Annotated in this window: 19 protein-coding genes; all 19 read left to right on the top strand. The window is 42.8% G+C overall.

What is annotated here, in order from left to right:
- Positions 1-42: 42 nt before the first annotated feature.
- The 19 genes from ABZP31_RS06400 to ABZP31_RS06490 all read left to right on the top strand — a co-directional run bounded on the left by ABZP31_RS06400 (position 43) and on the right by ABZP31_RS06490 (position 15,870).
- Positions 43-492, top strand: a complete 450-nt coding sequence (locus ABZP31_RS06400) for a DUF2280 domain-containing protein (protein ID WP_051590404.1) — start codon at positions 43-45, stop codon at positions 490-492.
- Positions 473-1,744, top strand: coding sequence for a phage terminase large subunit (locus ABZP31_RS06405; RefSeq protein ID WP_262475520.1), 1,272 nt, complete (start codon positions 473-475; stop codon positions 1,742-1,744). The genes ABZP31_RS06400 and ABZP31_RS06405 overlap by 20 nt, the downstream gene beginning before the upstream one ends.
- 9 nt (positions 1,745-1,753) lie before the next feature.
- Complete coding sequence (locus ABZP31_RS06410) at positions 1,754-3,214, top strand: DUF935 domain-containing protein (RefSeq protein WP_262475519.1); 1,461 nt, start codon at positions 1,754-1,756, stop codon at positions 3,212-3,214.
- 172 nt (positions 3,215-3,386) lie between these two features.
- Positions 3,387-3,833, top strand: a complete 447-nt coding sequence (locus ABZP31_RS06415) for an N-acetyltransferase (protein ID WP_248122961.1) — start codon at positions 3,387-3,389, stop codon at positions 3,831-3,833.
- A 68-nt stretch (positions 3,834-3,901) separates the two neighbouring features.
- The gene (locus tag ABZP31_RS06420; RefSeq protein ID WP_248135528.1) at positions 3,902-5,107 is read left to right on the top strand and encodes a phage minor head protein; all 1,206 of its coding nucleotides are present in this window, start codon (positions 3,902-3,904) and stop codon (positions 5,105-5,107) included.
- A gap of 59 nt (positions 5,108-5,166) precedes the next feature.
- Positions 5,167-6,132, top strand: a complete 966-nt coding sequence (locus ABZP31_RS06425) for a hypothetical protein (RefSeq protein ID WP_151828953.1) — start codon at positions 5,167-5,169, stop codon at positions 6,130-6,132.
- Positions 6,132-6,515 (top strand): hypothetical protein, encoded by a 384-nt coding sequence (locus ABZP31_RS06430; RefSeq protein WP_248135526.1) that lies wholly within the window; start codon positions 6,132-6,134, stop codon positions 6,513-6,515. The genes ABZP31_RS06425 and ABZP31_RS06430 overlap by 1 nt, the downstream gene beginning before the upstream one ends.
- Positions 6,516-6,518: 3 nt before the next feature.
- On the top strand, positions 6,519-7,592 hold the full coding sequence (locus tag ABZP31_RS06435; protein ID WP_034675345.1) for a major capsid protein: 1,074 nt from the start codon (positions 6,519-6,521) through the stop codon (positions 7,590-7,592).
- 10 nt (positions 7,593-7,602) lie between these two features.
- Positions 7,603-7,953, top strand: coding sequence for a hypothetical protein (locus tag ABZP31_RS06440; protein WP_248135524.1), 351 nt, complete (start codon positions 7,603-7,605; stop codon positions 7,951-7,953).
- An 8-nt stretch (positions 7,954-7,961) separates the two neighbouring features.
- Complete coding sequence (locus ABZP31_RS06445) at positions 7,962-8,402, top strand: DUF1320 domain-containing protein (RefSeq protein ID WP_005026825.1); 441 nt, start codon at positions 7,962-7,964, stop codon at positions 8,400-8,402.
- Between the two features lie 9 nt (positions 8,403-8,411).
- Positions 8,412-8,894, top strand: coding sequence for a phage virion morphogenesis protein (locus ABZP31_RS06450; protein WP_248135522.1), 483 nt, complete (start codon positions 8,412-8,414; stop codon positions 8,892-8,894).
- Positions 8,887-9,309 (top strand): hypothetical protein, encoded by a 423-nt coding sequence (locus tag ABZP31_RS06455; protein ID WP_262475516.1) that lies wholly within the window; start codon positions 8,887-8,889, stop codon positions 9,307-9,309. Before ABZP31_RS06450 ends, ABZP31_RS06455 begins: the two co-directional genes overlap by 8 nt.
- A gap of 9 nt (positions 9,310-9,318) precedes the next feature.
- A complete protein-coding gene (locus tag ABZP31_RS06460; protein ID WP_248135540.1) occupies positions 9,319-9,519 on the top strand; it encodes a hypothetical protein in 201 nt (66 codons plus the stop codon).
- Positions 9,509-10,255, top strand: coding sequence for a hypothetical protein (locus ABZP31_RS06465; protein WP_119878795.1), 747 nt, complete (start codon positions 9,509-9,511; stop codon positions 10,253-10,255). Before ABZP31_RS06460 ends, ABZP31_RS06465 begins: the two co-directional genes overlap by 11 nt.
- Before the next feature lie 150 nt (positions 10,256-10,405).
- A complete protein-coding gene (locus ABZP31_RS06470) occupies positions 10,406-10,642 on the top strand; it encodes a DUF2158 domain-containing protein (RefSeq protein ID WP_248135541.1) in 237 nt (78 codons plus the stop codon).
- 374 nt (positions 10,643-11,016) lie between these two features.
- Positions 11,017-11,403 carry a hypothetical protein gene (locus ABZP31_RS06475; RefSeq protein ID WP_248135542.1) on the top strand — a complete coding sequence of 129 codons (387 nt, stop codon included), beginning with the start codon at positions 11,017-11,019 and terminating at the stop codon, positions 11,401-11,403.
- Positions 11,404-11,488: 85 nt separating this feature from the next.
- Positions 11,489-12,070 (top strand): hypothetical protein, encoded by a 582-nt coding sequence (locus tag ABZP31_RS06480; protein ID WP_248135543.1) that lies wholly within the window; start codon positions 11,489-11,491, stop codon positions 12,068-12,070.
- A 133-nt stretch (positions 12,071-12,203) separates the two neighbouring features.
- On the top strand, positions 12,204-12,698 hold the full coding sequence (locus ABZP31_RS06485; protein ID WP_248135544.1) for a hypothetical protein: 495 nt from the start codon (positions 12,204-12,206) through the stop codon (positions 12,696-12,698).
- Positions 12,699-12,792: 94 nt separating this feature from the next.
- Positions 12,793-15,870 (top strand): tape measure protein, encoded by a 3,078-nt coding sequence (locus tag ABZP31_RS06490; protein WP_367156939.1) that lies wholly within the window; start codon positions 12,793-12,795, stop codon positions 15,868-15,870.
- Positions 15,871-15,880: the final 10 nt, after the last annotated feature.

The raw sequence follows: 15,880 nt of genomic DNA on the forward strand, positions 1-15,880 counted from the left end.
TTTTGCCTGTCTTGTTGGACGTAGCATGACAAAGGGGTATTTATGGCGGCACTTAAAGAGCCTGTAAAAATCTTTATAGTTCAGTCTCTTGCTTGCTTTGAAACACCTCAACAGGTAGCTGATGCTGTCCAACAAAGATTTGGTATAGAGATTGATCGTAGACAATGTGAGGGTTATGACCCTACAAAGTTTTCAGGCAGAAACCTAAGCAAGAAACTGACAGAACTATTTGAGCGTACCCGCAAGGATTTTCGAGAAAATATCGAAGATATAGCGATTGCTAATAAAGCATTTCGTTTAAGGGAACTTCAAAAGATGTATGAGGATTCTGGACGGAATAAGCGCGTAAAGCAGAACCTGTTAAAGCAAGCATTTCAAGAAACAGATGGTCGTATCACAAAGACAGATATAACCACAAACGGCGAATCTCTTAATGCGGCGAAACCTACTGTAATCGAACTGGTGGCTCCTAATGTCAAAGGTACAGATTGAATTACCGCCTAAACTTATCCCGCTATTTAGCACCAGCAATATCCGTTACAGGTCTTCATGGGGTGGCCGTGGTTCAGGTAAGACTAGAAGCTTTGCACTGATGACGGCGATCAAGGGTTATATATATGCCGAGGCTGGTGTGAGCGGGTTGATCTTAGGTGCGCGTGAGTTTATGAACTCATTAGCTGATTCATCTATGGAAGAAATAAAACAGGCGATTCGCTCAGTTCCTTTTTTAAAAAACTATTACGAGATGGGTGAAAACTTTATTCGTACTAAAAATAAAAGAGTGAGCTATGGATTCGCTGGTCTACGCCACAACCTGGACAGCATCAAGTCTAAAGCGCGTATTCTGCTGTGCTGGGTAGATGAGGCTGAAACTGTTTCTGAGATGGCATGGCGCAAGTTACTACCTACAGTACGTGAAGATAACTCTGAGGTGTGGATTACATGGAACCCTGAACGACGTGATAGTGCAACCAGTACACGTTTCAGACATGAAGAAATTTATGATGACCTGACCGGTGAACTGATCGGTCTCGGTGTGGAGATGAACTATATCGATAACCCATGGTTTCCTGAAGTCCTTGAAATCGAGCGCCGCCGTGATCAGGCCACTCTGGATGATGCGACCTATCGCTGGATCTGGGAGGGAGAGTATCTGGAATTATCTGAAGCACAGATCTTTCGAAACAAGTTTGAAATTCAGGAATTTGAGCCTGATCCCTATAGCTGGGATGGACCATATCAGGGTCTGGATTTTGGCTTTGCTCATGATCCGCTGGCTGCGACACGTTCATGGATTCATGACGATTGCCTCTGGATTGAGTATGAGGCAGGCGCTGTAGGGCTAGAACTGGATGATACGGTAGAGTTCTTGTCAAAACTCATCCCTGATCTTGAAGATTATGCAATCTATGCCGATAACGCACGACCCGAGTCTATTAGCCATCTAAAACGAAACGGATTAAGTCGTATCAAGGCATGTGAAAAAGGAAAGGGTTCAGTCGAGGATGGTATTGCCTTTATCCAGTCATTCAAGCGGGTCTATATTCACCCTCGGTGTAAGGAAACCCTAAATGAGTTTAGAAACTACTCTTATAAAAAAGACCGGTTAACGGATGAGGTGTTACCAATCATCATTGATGCCTATAACCACTACATCGATTCAATCCGTTATGCCCTGGAGAAAATATCTAAGGGTAGGCGTAAAGCTAAACCTGCTACAGCAGGAAGTCGAACATTCTCGTAAGGAAAACCTATGGCAAAGTCTAAAAAAGGCAAAGCAGCTAAAAAGGCTTTGTCTTATGGCAACTTATATACACAAGAAGCAGTTACGCAATTTCTCTCTAACTTTGGCCGACAGCCAGATACGGATGAGGTTTTACGTAAAGCGGGTATAGCCCGGCATAGACTGAAAATTATGCTGGATGATGACGAAATTGCCCAAGCAATAGAGACGCGTATTGATGCATTGCTTGCTACACCATTTCGGATTGAACCAAGTGATACTCCTGTTGCAGCGCTACTGAATATCGAACTAAAAGAATGGTATTTTGAAATTGCATCTGCTGCACTAAACGCCTTGTTATTTGGTTACTCCGTACAGGAAGCCGTATATGAGCTTAAGCCTGAAGGGTATGTGGGACTGCAATGGATTGGTGAAAAGCCCATGCAATGGTTTGAACCAAAAAATGATGGACGATTAATCTATCGGCAAGACGGTTACGGTCGAGAAGAAGAAATTGATCAAAAGATAAAGTTCTTTCTGACACGCCGTAAAGCCACTTATGAGCAACCCTACGGAAAAGCATTGTTAGCCACACTATATTGGCTTTATTTCTTTAAACAGAATGGCTTTAAATTCTGGGCCAAGTTCCTGGAGCGTTTTGGTACACCCATACTTCTCGGCAAGGTGGATACAACTGGCACAGAAGATATGGCTAAAGCTTTGCTCAATGCTCATGCTCAAAGTGTTCTCGCAATTGATAAGGACGATGATGTAAGTGTTCTGACTGCCGGAGCAAATGGAACAGCCGGCTCATCATTCGATATGTTTAATAGCGTTCTAATTCGGCAAATTCAAAAGGTTGTATTGGGACAGACACTCACCAGTGGTACAGATGGAACTGGCAGTCGCGCTCTTGGTCAGGTACATGAAAATGTGCGACAGGATAAACTGAAATCTGATATGCGGTTAGTGACTCCAACGATCCAGGCAGTAGTTGATGCCTTATGCATGCTCAATGGATGGGATGAACATAAGGTGAGCTTGGGTGAGGAAGCTAAACCTCTTAACAAAGAGCAGGCCGAACGGGATGTTCACCTGAAAAATGCAGGTGCAAACTTATCGGATGACTACTTTATTCGTGAGTATGGCTTGCAAGAGGGTGATTTAAAGTCTGTAACTGACTTGAACCAACCCGATCTGCAGTTTAAGGCTTTACCCCATAAAGCCTTTAGTTTTGCAGCAAATGCCAGAAAGCTATCACCTGAACAGCAGGAAGTAGAAGAGTTGACTGATGCACAGCGCAATATTGAACTCTTAAGCAATGATCAGGTAAACAAGCTCCTGCAGAAGAGTGAAACACCAGAAGAACTGGCCTTTCATCTAATACAGCTTATGCCTGAGGCCAGTCAGTCTCAGTTCACGGCTAATCTGGAACGAGCTTTATATGCAGGTGATGTACTAGGGTATGTCACAGCAGAAAAAGAAAGATGATTAATTAAAATCCGTTACATATTTATAGAATTAGAGGTTTCTCATAATGGTTATGAAAGAAGCTGCATTCATCTGTAAAATGTAACTAGTGAAATACCTCAAATAAGCGGTTTTTTCATAAGGTTCTTACAATGCGTAATAAGTAATAGCAATAATTTAAGAGTGTAAGATTATGACTTTAAATTCTTGGATAAATATCAGACCGGCTAGTTCTGACGATTTTGAAAAATTGGTAGACATATGGTTCGAGGCCTCTATTCGTGCACATCATTTCATTCCTGAATCTTACTGGGAAGAAAACAAGGTTGAAATGCAGAATAACTATTTACCGAGGTCTGAGGTTTATCTGGCAGAAGATGAACAGCAAATATATGGTTTTATCGCGCTGGTAGAAAACGAAATTGCAGCTATTTTTGTTGCACCAGACCAGCAAGGTAAAGGTATTGGAAAATTACTTATATCCCATGCTAAAAACTTGAGGCCTCAACTGGTATTAAATGTATATCAGGATAATAAGAACAGTATTGCTTTTTATAAGTCCGAAGGTTTTGAGGTGGTACAAGAGTCTTTTGAAACCGAAACGCAGTCTAAAGTATTTGTGATGTCTTGGATTAAGTAGTTTAGAGATGATGAGTCTGGATAGAGTTAAAAGCAGCTTCTAAGCTGCTTTTTTATTGGAGCCGAAAATTGCAACCAGTCACATTCTTAGAGGCCTTACAGTTTGCCCGGTCTCGTAAAATCGTATTGCCTGATGAGTTTTACTCTCTGGATCTCAAGACACGACAACTGGCCACCACGGTCAGTTTTTTATCGAGCATAGAACAGATCCAGACTGTGATAGCCGCCGTAAACAAAGCTATTGCAGATGGCTCGACATTTGAGGACTTTAAGAAACTGGTCGCTGAACATGAGATTAAGCTAAGTGAGCCTTATCTCAAGAATGTTTTTAGGACCAATATTCAGACGGCGTATAGTCATGGACGCTGGCAACAGCAGCAACGCAATAGAGATAAACGACCATACCTGATGTATTCAGCTATCGATGATAGCCGGGTCCGTCCAAGTCACCTGGCATTAAACCGGATTATCCGTCATATCGATGATCCGTTCTGGCTCATGTATTACCCGCCGTGGGGCTTCATGTGTCGCTGTACAGTGATTGCATTAACTGAAAAGCAGGCGGAAAAATACGGTATTACCCCAGATGATCAGCTACCGGAAGTGGCTGAGGAAATGGGGTGGAGTACCAGTCCAATGACCTATGGCGATCTATCTGGTCTGGTAGATCAGAAGATTCTGGATTCTGACCTGAATAAAGCGTTTTTGCTGGAGCAGAAGGAAGTTATCAAAGCCGAGTGGACAGCAAGTAAAAAGCTGGCCAGCTTATTTGCTCCAATGGATGATAGTACCCGGGACTTATTTGATGTGGTGGCCAATACAGTGATTCCACTTGATCCAAGCATTCGACCTAGTGCGATCCGTACTTTCTTGGATTATGTACAGGGCAATGATTCAGTTCTTACGGCGCAGTTAAAGCAGCCCCCTATTACTCTGGCTGAGGAAGTGCTTAAACGCTGGTTGAAGGAGGATTTAGGCAGGCTACAGGCAGTGGCATCGAATAGTGCAACTACAGTGGCTGGATCAGCTTCACTAGCCTACGCTGCATTATTGGAGGTAGGTAAGGTCATTACCTTGGATGCGCCGTTACTGCTTGCAGGTTCTGCTTCAAATATTGTGATTCAGATTGAAAATGCTAAAGGTTTAGGTATTGATCTGGAAAAGTTAAATGCAGGGCAAGGCGTACTGTTTCCTTTAGGCATATCTTTTCAGGTAGTTTCAAGTGAAATAGTAAATGGCCAGATGATTTATACACTGAAAGCCTTAACTAACTAAACTTAAGAAATTAATTTGAGCCACTCCATTAGGGGTGGTTTTTTTATGGAGCATGAAAAATGCCAGATCCAAATGAAAAAGCTAAGCAGGAGCAAGATCAGTATTGCTTTCAGCTTGGCCAAGTCAGTGTAGACAAGCCAGAGGAAGGGAAAAAGAAGCGCACCTTCTCAGGTATTGCCTATAGCGGTGAAGCAATTACTGACCACTGGTACTGGGACAAGGTAGTGTTTGACCTTGATTCGATCCAGATCAAAGGCCGTATCCCCGCATTGCTAGAGCATCGAACCAATCAAAGAGCTGGAGCAATCAACTCATATTCTGTGAGTCATACGGAAGGCCTCAAAATTGAGGGAAATCTACTTTCAAATGAATTCGGAACTCAAGTCGCCCAGGACTCTGATGATGACTTTCCATGGCAAATGTCAGTACGGATTTATCCCACCACAGTGGAAGAGGTTAAAGAAGGTTCAGTCATTGTGAATGGCAGGACATTCCAGGCACCTGTTGCCATCTTTCGGGGTGGTCGTATCCGTGAAGTGTCATTTTGTGCTTTAGGTGCAGATGACAATACCAACGCCGTGGCAGCTAGTCACTCACCCAAAAACTTCAACCAACCAGAGGACACAGATGTGGACCTAGAACAAGCAAAAGCAAAACTCCAAGAGCAGGAGCAGACCATTACAGGTTTGCAGGAACAGATTAAAAAGTTTGCCGCTGATAAACGTAATGCCGAAATCGATGCTTTGGCTAAAGACCTGGGCAAAGAGTTTAGTACCGAAGAGAAGTCTAAGTTCGCTGCTATGCCAGACGATGCATTTGAGCTGATGGCCAGCACACTTAAACAGTTCTCGACAGGTAATCAAACACCACCAGCTGGACAGCAACATCAAACACCAGGTGTAAATCCTAAATTTGCCCATTTGTTTAGCCATCAAGCTACTGGTGGACAGGGTGGGCAAGCACCACAAGGATCAGCTTTGGATCAGGCATTCGCTAAATTTGCGGCAGCTCAGGAGTCTAAATAATGGGAACAATTACTCAAACCATTACGACCAATCAATTGGTGGTAGGCGATGGTATTCGCACCGAAAATGCCAAACCTAAAACAGGAGTCATCTATTTACGTGGGGATTTATTATACGTCGATGCCAACAATGTAGCAGATCACCCGACGGTAACTGAAAACGTAGTAGGTGAGTGGAATGCGATTGCACTGGCAGACATGAGTGCAGAGCAGTCGACTTACCATGCCAATCATAATCTCGAAATGCCGATCTATGTACAAGGTGCCTTTGATGTGGCTGTTGTTACAGTCAAAGGTGAGGCGCTTGTAACAGGCCAGATGGATGCTGTGCGGGCACAGGGATTAAAAAATAAAATTGAACTTCGTAAAGTGGTGGGGAACTAAGACATGAGTCAAACTTTTACATTTCAAAATGCACCCATTGAGTTGCTGGATGTACCACAGCTGGTGCTGCTGACTGATACTACTCAAAAGGTGGATACCTGGTTGATGGACCGGTTTTTTCCTCAGCGTGTTTCTTATACCAAGAAGGAAGTCCCTGTAGGTGAGCTGAACACCGCAACCCCACTTGCACCTTTTGTCACTCCGACAGCAGCTGGCCGACAGATCAAGGTAGGTGAGTCTGGTAACGTTAAATTCGTGAAACCAGCTTATTTAAAGCCGATGATGACGGTGATGCCAAGCGAAGTACAAAATACGGCGCTGATTTCACAACTACGCCGTTATGGTGTGATTGCTACAGGCTCAAATCGATTGTCTGATGCAGACTTGCTGTTAATCGACCAGGCACAAAAGGCTCTGTACCTGCGTCAATCTATTGAAAACCGGAAGCTGCTGATTGCCCGTGATGTACTGCTATATGGTAAGACTACTTTTGCCTCAGCAGATTTCCCGATGTACGAAGTGGATTATGAGCGGAACCCGGCCTGTAACTTCACACCTCTAATTAAATGGGGACAAGCAGGAGCCACACCGGTTAAGGATATTCAGGCGATGATTGACTTGGCTGTTGAACATTCAGGTACATCACCAATCATGGCATTAACCACTTCTAAGGTGTACAACACATTAACTAAAGATCCTGAGTTTAATGAGAAATTCATTACGCCGTATAAAGGGATCAGTGTGCCGCTCACTCCAACCTTTGATCAATCTGATAAGCCACAATTCCGAGGCACAGTGGACAATATCGAAATCTGGACCTATGACGCTAAGCATAGTATGGGAGGGAGTACCGAACGCTTTATCCCTGAAGACTTCTTTGGTCTGGTTGCCGATGCCAATGGCTGGATCGCACATTGTGCATTGCAAAACGTTGAAGCATTCGGTCAGGCTCTAGAGTTCTATTTAAGCCAATGGCAAGAAAAGAATCCTTCAAGCATTCAATTACTCGCTGAATCCTCTCCACTGGCTGTTCCAAACAACAAGAACGGTTTAGTGGGTGGTCGTGGATTCGTATAAGGAGAACTCAATGCCAAAGTATATTGCAAGACAGTCGATCGGACATTTCCGTCCAGGTCAGGAAATAGAAGGGCTTGAAGCTAAACAACTTCAGGCCCTTTTAGCATCTGGGGCTATTGAAGAATATCAGGAGCCGGAAGAGCCTAAAGCAGATGGTACCGCAGCACGTCTGGCTGAGCTTGAAAAGGCTAATGCTGATCTGACAACGGCTAATAAAACCTTAGCAGATGACAAAGCTAAAGCTGAGCAGGAAATTGCTGAGCTTAAAGCAAAGGTGGCTGAGCCTGAAAAGGCCAAGTCAGCGTCTAAGTCTAAGACCAGTGACAAGCCAGCTGAACAGGGTGCTGATGCAGCCAAGTAAGGTGATCTATGTACGCAACAGAAGCAGACATGGTGAAGCGGTTTGCTGATGACATTGAAGAACTAAAGCTGATGCATGCAGATGCAGCAGCTTCTATCAATGAAGCACTTCAGGATGCGGCAGAAGAGATTAACGGTTATATCGGTGGCCGTTATCCTCTGCCTCTTCCCAATGTGCCCAGTAATCTGAACCGCATGGCCTGTGATATTGCCCGTTACCGGCTTTATTACCAGCAACCCACTGAAGAAGTACGTAACCGTTATAAGGATGCGATTAAATTTCTTGAACGGGTACAAGACGAGAAAGCACATCTACAGATTCAGACCGCAACCAATGAAATTGTAGATGATCAGCCCAAGGGCCGGCCTACCACAATGCCCATCGGAACCAGTTATGTAGGAGGCGTGTTTGGTGATGAAACGCTAGACAAGATGCCTTCATTTAAATAAGGAGGAGGTATGGCTTTTGCTATAACAATTCGTCCTGACAATGAATCTGCCGTAATGGCAGTACTGCAGCATATGGCCGATTTCGACAGCAGAAAGGAGGATATGTTTGTCGAGATTGGTAGTTATGGAGTTTATTCCACTCAAGACCGGTTTATCGGTCAGCATGATGTAGATGGAAATCCATGGAAACAGTCATGGCGGGCCCAGATGCAAAATGGTCAAACAGGCCGTGATACGGGTGAATTAATGAATGAATTGCACTACAACCTGCGCCCTGATGGTGTTGAGTGGGGCTCAAACAAAATGTACGCCCATGTCTTTCATTTTGGTGCCACCATTCTGCCTAAAACGGCGGAGTACTTAACCTTTGCAGTGGGTGGCCAGTTCAGGAAAGTGAAACAGGTCAATATCCCTTCTCGTACCTTCCTGGGCATCAATCAGGATGATGATGAAGAGATCCTTAATATTATCGGGAGGCATATAGGTGTCTGACTTTTTTGCAGTACGTGGAGAAATTGCCGAGAAGCTCAAGGAGATTCCGGATTTCAAGCAGATCTATACGCCGTTGAACTCTGTACTGGTGACTGAAATGGCTCAGGTAACCCCATCAGCTCACGTCAACTTTGTGCGGATTCGCTCTAAGGATAGTGCGGGCAAGGGAAAAATGAACATGATCAGCCAGCAGTGGGCGGTCACCGTAGCCTGTAAGAATGCCCGTTCACAGTCTATAGATGGTTCAGCGGTAACAGATCAGGCGGGTAATCTTCTTGAAGATGTTATTCAGTTGCTCTCAGGCTGGAAGCCAGCCTCGGCACGTGGGGAATTGATGCTGGTTGATGTGAAAGAAGCCTTCAGTACAGGTTTTGCATATCTCACCGCAGTATTTGAATCAGAACGATTTATCTAGGAGCCAATCATGGCAGCAAAGCAATATGTAGCCCAACAACCATTAGGGCGTTTCAAAAAAGGGGATTTCGTGGGTGGACTCACCAATGCTGAAATCCGACAGCAATTAGATGCAGGTACGATCAAGGAGGTAGAAATAGAAAAGCCCTCTGAAGAGTCGAAACCAGCTGCAGCAAAAACTACAAAAGAGGTAAAAGCAGATGGGAAATAAACCAGATGTTATTTCGTTACAGGGTGAACTGTTCCTGGCTAAAATTATTAATGGTGCAGTATCAGGTATGTTTCCAGTAGGAAGTATGCCGGCCCTGCAGCTTCAAATTACTTCGGATTCAACCGATCACTATGAGTCAAAAACAGGTTTTCGTACGAAAGATGCAGTACTACGAAAGCAGACAGGAGTATCTGTAAGCGGCACCCTGGAAGAGGTAACCAAGCAAAATCTTGCCATGGTGATGAGTGGTAAAGTTACTGAAGTATCTGCAAGCACTATCGCTGATCGCTCACTAGGTACTGTTGAAGCTGGGACTATGATTGATCTGGGTGAGCGTAATCTATCAGAAGTTAAGTTTAAAGATGGCGCTGATACAGATATTGATGCCAGTACCTATGTACTCGATTCGGCATTCGGTACAGTGATTTTTAATATTGCACCGACTGGTGATGTTAAGTGGTCAGGTAAAGCCGGAAAATTAACACGTACTGCGATTGCAAACGATATCGGCAATGAATACCGTTTCTTCTTTAAAGGTGTTGATACCTATAAAGGGGATAAGGTTGCCGTAACCTTATGGCGTGTGGAGTTTTCACCGGAAACAGAATTTGATCTGATCAATGAAGATTTCTCTAGTTACGATATTGAAGGTGAATGTCTGGCTGACATTACCAAGGTAAATGATGCTGAACTTAGCATGTTTGGCCACATTGATCGTTTTAATGTAGCAGCTTGATACTTAAAGCTGAGTAACTAAATCCAGGATACAGGCACAGGGGCGCATAAGCGTCTTTTTTTGTGCCTGTATTAAATAAATTACTATTACTTGTAAATATAAAAAAAACTGGCATATTTAAACATTGTTCATTAATTGAGCGACAATGTTATGAGTGATTTTGAGGAAGGTGATGTAGTTTATTTAAAATCCGGTGGTCCTAAAATGACTATTACAGAAATTAGAGATGTCTGGAACTCCTGCTGTGAATGGTTTGTCCAACACGATGAATTAAAGCGTGGTTCTTTTAAAAATAGTACATTAACTAAAATTAATCCTAGAATGAGTAATAGGCCAAATAGTGGAAGTTCATTAAATAGTGGCGGTATGCCCACATTTAATCTCTAACAGATAAAGCACCTTCGGGTGTTTTTTCTTTTGTTTAGTAAAGCATTTAATGACTCAGTCAAACCCACTACTAATGCAACATCAAAATAAAATACTTCTCATATTAAGCTTGGCTTTGACAATAGTTGCATGCCAAAGAGAACAGAAGCAAATTCCCTGGATATACGGAGTCAAAATTACTTCAGGATATGAAGATTACATTTGGCTACTACATTCATAAGGATAGGGTGAAATATTAATTTTATCTGCTCTATATTTTTCTGATAATGAGAATAATTATCAAAAATTAACAGATGTTTTGATGTTTTACTTTTAAGATGGGCACCATTAGGCATCTATGTTGAATTCAAAAATTAAAAATGGAGAACATAAGTATGAAATATCTCTTCTTGGCACTAGCAGCAGGTGTATTTCTAATGGGGTGTAATTCTAATATGGTTAAGGCTTCTAAAAATACTACTACAGACGAATCCTCAGAAAATTTAAAGCCCAAACAGATCATCAATGTTACTGAAGAAAAGCAACTACTGAAGTTTATTGGACCAAATAATCAAACATATATGCTTAGAACTACAGATAACTTTGAAACGGCAGAACTAAGTGATCAGTCAGGTAAAACTTATCGACTTAAACGAGCCGTATCAGCAAGTGGGCTCCGCTTAGCAAATAGCCAAGGGGTATCAATCCATTTTAAAAATGGTGAGGGTATTCTAGAACTAATTAAGGATCAGCCTATCAATGTTACTGAAGTTAAGCCTTAAACCTGAGAGATAAACATAGTATTAAATGAATAAAAGCACCTTCGGGTGCTTTTTTATTTCCTGAACTTTATTTTGAGATTCCATCATGAATGATTTTTTTCTAGCAGCTAATCGCTCTATCACAGTGAATGATGTTGAAGTACACCAGATCCATATAAAAGATTTTGACCAATGGGCGGTACATGCCGAAAAGGTAAAAGGCTTCTTAAAGGGAAAAGATTATTCAGATGAAATTTTAACTCAACTTTTTAAGACTCATTCAATTGAAGTGCTGGGTATGTGCAGGTTGGCCACTAAGCTTCCAGCAACCAGTTTGATCGATCTGGCCACAACATCGGAACAGCAATTTAAAGAAGTTTTATCAGCAGTACTACAGGTCAACGGCGCTTACTTTAAAGAAGATCAGCCTAAACGCCGTAATAAAAAGCAGGCAACAAAAGATAATGATTCAACCTGGTTTGACTCATTCCAGTTGCTGATCAGTGCTGGTCATACTCACACCGAAATCATGAATATGACTTATGGCGCTTACAGTGAATATCTAAAATCAGCCCAAAAAGATTACCGGAACAAGCTGGCGGCACTGACCGGTGTAGTGAGATCCGCTCAGCATGCATCTGCTAAAGACTTGAAGAAATTCTTGGATGATTTAAAAGACTCATCGTGAGCAAAGAAGTTTTTTCACATTGCGATAATTTAGACCAGTCGGTTAAGATGCTCAAAAATATCTCAAAATAAGGTAAGAAAATGAAACAGACTTTTTTATCTGTGGTAGTTGGGGGATTTAGGAGCATTACTCTGTGAATCTAAAATATGTACTTATTGCAGTTATTCTGGTGGTAGGTGGTCTTTTTTATTTTATGCATCAAAGTAATAAGGCTGATGCAGAAAGACTTGAACAAGCAAAAGTAGCTCATGAACAGAAAATCAGACTTGAAGAAGCTGCGGCTATTCAAGCTAAAAAAGATGCTGCAGAATTAAAAGCTCGTAATGAGTTACAGAGAATTAAAGAAAATGAAGCAAGTCAGAAGGCTCAGCAAGACAAGCAAAAAGCTCAGATAGAGCTTGCAGTCTCTAAGGTAAAAGATAGCTTGCTTGATCCTGATTCTGCAAAATTTAGGAATCAGAAAGGGTATTGCGGAGAAGTTAATTCTAAAAATCGAATGGGAGGATATGTTGGATTCAGCCGATACATATATATGCCTGAAGATGGACTAGTAAGAATTGAGAGTGATACACAATCAGGTACTTCTTCAGTGTTAATGGATGCTTTATGGAAAATAAAGTGTGAATAAAACTTAATCTCTAATTAAGTCGGTTCATTTTTTAGAGCTTTTAATATCTTCATCTAACCCACCATTCGGTGGGTTTTTTATTGCGAGTAAGAACATGGCCGGTAAAGAATTAACCTTTAAACTTGTAATGGAAGCTGACACAAAGAATTATGTGTCTAATGTTGAACAATCTGAAAGCATTACAAAGGCCGTTGTTGCCGTAATTAAAAGTGAAGCTGATAAGTTAAAAGCTGCTTCTACTGAAGCTGCAAAAGATGTTGGAAAAATAGTTCCGGATGATTTGCAGAAGAAAGCAGATCAGGCTGCTAGCAAAATCAATAATCTAGGAAGTGAACTTCAGGATACTGCAATCAAGGCAAATAAGGCAGGCTTTGAAATCGGTGAAGCCATTCCAGGTGATACAATTCAGCTGGCGGAAATATTAGGTACTAAATTCTTTACAGCGGCCAAGGAAATTGAAGCTCTTGGTGACAAATCGGTTATCAGTGCTAGTGAACTACGCTCAATGTCGAGTATTGGTGAGCAAGGTCTTAATGAGCTTAACTCAGCACTAAAAGCCGCTCAGGCTGAATTGGTTCGTTTGCAAAGTACGGATGGTACCTTAAAAGATATTGAAATCGCCAAGCAGCGTGTTCTAAGTATTGAAGATGCTATTAAAGAAACATCCAGTGCATTTAATTACTATCAGGACGTTGCTGTAAATGCCATGCGTGGCGTGGACAATGCCACCCAATCGACCATTAATCAGTTACAGCAGTTCAGTGCAGTAGATCTATCAGGCGTAATAGGTGAAGCGCAGACTGTAACTCGTGCTATCGAGTCAATGGGAAGCGGTGCAACAGTATCTACGCGTGAAGTTCAGCGTATTGGTGAATTAGGCTCTAATGCGATTAATGCCTTAGAAAGAGAACTGAACGAGGCTAAATTAGCTTGGCAGGCCCTATCAAATGCCAGCCATGATATTTCCCTGGAAGAACTGAATCAGGCTAAACAAAAAGTTGAACGCTTGGAGCAGGCTCTGGACCTGACTGAAAACTCAATGAATGAGTTTAAGAGGGCGACCCAGCAAGCAGCACCAGTGGTGGATCATCTGGATCAGTCTCTGGAAAAGACAAACCATGAGCTTAAGGATACAGAAACTTTTGGGCAACGGGCGGCAAGTGAGGTTGAAGGCCTAAGAAATAGCTTCAATGCTTTAACCGGTGTTTTGGCTGCAGTGGGTATTGGTACAAGTGCAATGGAAATTGCACAGGTATCTGATCAGTATAAAACACTATCTGGCCGTATTCAGATTGCGATTGGTGATAATGCCAACTTAAAACAGGCAATGGATGATGTTGCAAATGTAGCCATAAAAACCAATTCTAATCTTGTGGCTACCGGTGATCTGTTTGCACGGCTGACTAAAATTGGTCAGGAGATGAAGTGGCCGCAAGAGCAGGCTTTAGCACTGACTGAAACTATTAACCGCGCCATTCAGGTGGGTGGTGGTAGTGCAGAAGCGAATGAAGCTGCAATTACCCAGCTTAATCAGGCGTTAGGTTCAGGTGTACTACGAGGTGATGAGTTTAACTCCATGGTTGAACAATCACCGCGACTGACACAGGCAATGGCTGACGGATTGGGTGTGACTACTGGCCAATTACGTGAGATGGCTAATCAGGGACAGTTGACCACCGCCGTAGTGACCAAAGCCATTTTAAGCCAGAGTGAAGTGATCATTGCCGAGTTTAATAAATTCCCAGCTACGATTGGCGCTTCTATTGAGAACCTGAAAACAGCCTGGACAATTTATATCGGTGAAGCAGATGCAGCGAGTGGAGCAAGTGCCAAGGTAGCCCAAGCCTTAAAATTTGTTTCTCAAAACCTTGATGCACTTATTACAACCCTTACTGCTGCAGCTCAGGCATTCATCGCTTATAAAGCTATTGGAATGGCAGCAGTATTTCTGGAAAAAGCCAATGCAGCGAAGGCTGCACAAGTTGCTATCGCTACAGAAACCGTAGCACTGACTGCAAATACCGGTGCAAATACAGCCAATACACGTGCTACCCATCTTACGGCAGTAGCTAAAACCGAACTGGCTGCTGCAACCAATGCAAGCACAACCGCAAATACAGCAGCTGCAGGAGTATTTGGGCGGGTTACTGCTGCAACAAATGGCCTTAAGGCAGGATTGGTTTCTGTTTTATCCAGGTTTGGAGCATATGGTGCTGCAGCAGCCGGTGTCGTAATCGCTAGCAATTTGATGATTGACGGTTTTAAGGCAACTGATGAATGGCTACTACGACAGGGTTCTAATTTTATTGACTGGGCTGTAGCGAGGGCAACAGGTACAAAGTCGTTGGCCGAGCAGGAACGCGATCTGGCAGCAGCAGAGGAGGAATCACGAAAGAAACAGGAAGCAAGTACTGCGGCCAAGGAAAAACATGCTGCAGCTGCCGAGAAGAGTAAAGATAAAACCTATCAGCTGACCGAACAATCCAAAAAGCTTATTACAGAGTTTGATGGATTAATTGCAAAGGGCGAACCTGCTAAAGAAGCCTTGGAGAAAGTTTCTCAGGCTATGAAGTTTGATTCGACCAAAGGTATTAATGACGCAATTACCGCTTTAATTCTCCTGCAAAACCAAGGGGAAATTACGGGCGAAGAATTGCAAGGGAGTTTAGGCAAAGCCCTAGACGGTAAGGACCTGGTTGTTTTTGAAGCGAATGCCAGAGCTGCTTTTGCAGGAACGTCAAAGGAAGCTGAAAAGAATGCTCAGATAACTGAAGCTGTAATGAAGGCGGCATTAGATCGTACCGGTCTAAGTACAGAACAGCTTCAAGGTCGTTTCTCAGCTGCATTTCAATCTGCCAGCAATGATGTACAGCTGGTCGTTAGTAATCTTGAAGCTTATAAAGCTCAGGGTATTGATACCGGACTGGCACTTTCAGCTAATTTAAATAAAGCAATTGATACCGCCCAGACTCGTGCCGAACTGGACTATGCCAAGAGCTCTCTAATTGCTTTTGGCAAACAGGGATTGGTAGCAGGTGATCAGGTAGCTTTGGGCTTGAGTAAAATTGAGGAAAAGGCCCGGCAGCTCCCTGCTGTACTTAATCCTGTACAAGCCGCATTTGCCGCTTTAGGTATTCAAACTAAAGAGCAATTAAATGGCGCTGCAGTTTAAGAAACTGGTC

Origin of the sequence: Acinetobacter sp. FL (assembly GCF_040744925.1) — a bacterium.
Classification (GTDB): Bacteria; Pseudomonadota; Gammaproteobacteria; order Pseudomonadales; family Moraxellaceae; genus Acinetobacter; species Acinetobacter radioresistens.

Coding starts and splice junctions, on each gene's coding strand:
- ABZP31_RS06460 (WP_248135540.1), top strand. CDS start 9,319: ATGGCAGCAAAGCAATATGTAGCCCAACAACCATTAGGGCGTTTCAAA.
- ABZP31_RS06405 (WP_262475520.1), top strand. CDS start 473: ATGTCAAAGGTACAGATTGAATTACCGCCTAAACTTATCCCGCTATTT.
- ABZP31_RS06450 (WP_248135522.1), top strand. CDS start 8,412: ATGGCTTTTGCTATAACAATTCGTCCTGACAATGAATCTGCCGTAATG.
- ABZP31_RS06445 (WP_005026825.1), top strand. CDS start 7,962: ATGTACGCAACAGAAGCAGACATGGTGAAGCGGTTTGCTGATGACATT.
- ABZP31_RS06415 (WP_248122961.1), top strand. CDS start 3,387: ATGACTTTAAATTCTTGGATAAATATCAGACCGGCTAGTTCTGACGAT.
- ABZP31_RS06480 (WP_248135543.1), top strand. CDS start 11,489: ATGAATGATTTTTTTCTAGCAGCTAATCGCTCTATCACAGTGAATGAT.
- ABZP31_RS06435 (WP_034675345.1), top strand. CDS start 6,519: ATGAGTCAAACTTTTACATTTCAAAATGCACCCATTGAGTTGCTGGAT.
- ABZP31_RS06465 (WP_119878795.1), top strand. CDS start 9,509: ATGGGAAATAAACCAGATGTTATTTCGTTACAGGGTGAACTGTTCCTG.
- ABZP31_RS06425 (WP_151828953.1), top strand. CDS start 5,167: ATGCCAGATCCAAATGAAAAAGCTAAGCAGGAGCAAGATCAGTATTGC.
- ABZP31_RS06490 (WP_367156939.1), top strand. CDS start 12,793: ATGGCCGGTAAAGAATTAACCTTTAAACTTGTAATGGAAGCTGACACA.
- ABZP31_RS06410 (WP_262475519.1), top strand. CDS start 1,754: ATGGCAAAGTCTAAAAAAGGCAAAGCAGCTAAAAAGGCTTTGTCTTAT.
- ABZP31_RS06400 (WP_051590404.1), top strand. CDS start 43: ATGGCGGCACTTAAAGAGCCTGTAAAAATCTTTATAGTTCAGTCTCTT.
- ABZP31_RS06475 (WP_248135542.1), top strand. CDS start 11,017: ATGAAATATCTCTTCTTGGCACTAGCAGCAGGTGTATTTCTAATGGGG.
- ABZP31_RS06430 (WP_248135526.1), top strand. CDS start 6,132: ATGGGAACAATTACTCAAACCATTACGACCAATCAATTGGTGGTAGGC.
- ABZP31_RS06440 (WP_248135524.1), top strand. CDS start 7,603: ATGCCAAAGTATATTGCAAGACAGTCGATCGGACATTTCCGTCCAGGT.
- ABZP31_RS06470 (WP_248135541.1), top strand. CDS start 10,406: ATGAGTGATTTTGAGGAAGGTGATGTAGTTTATTTAAAATCCGGTGGT.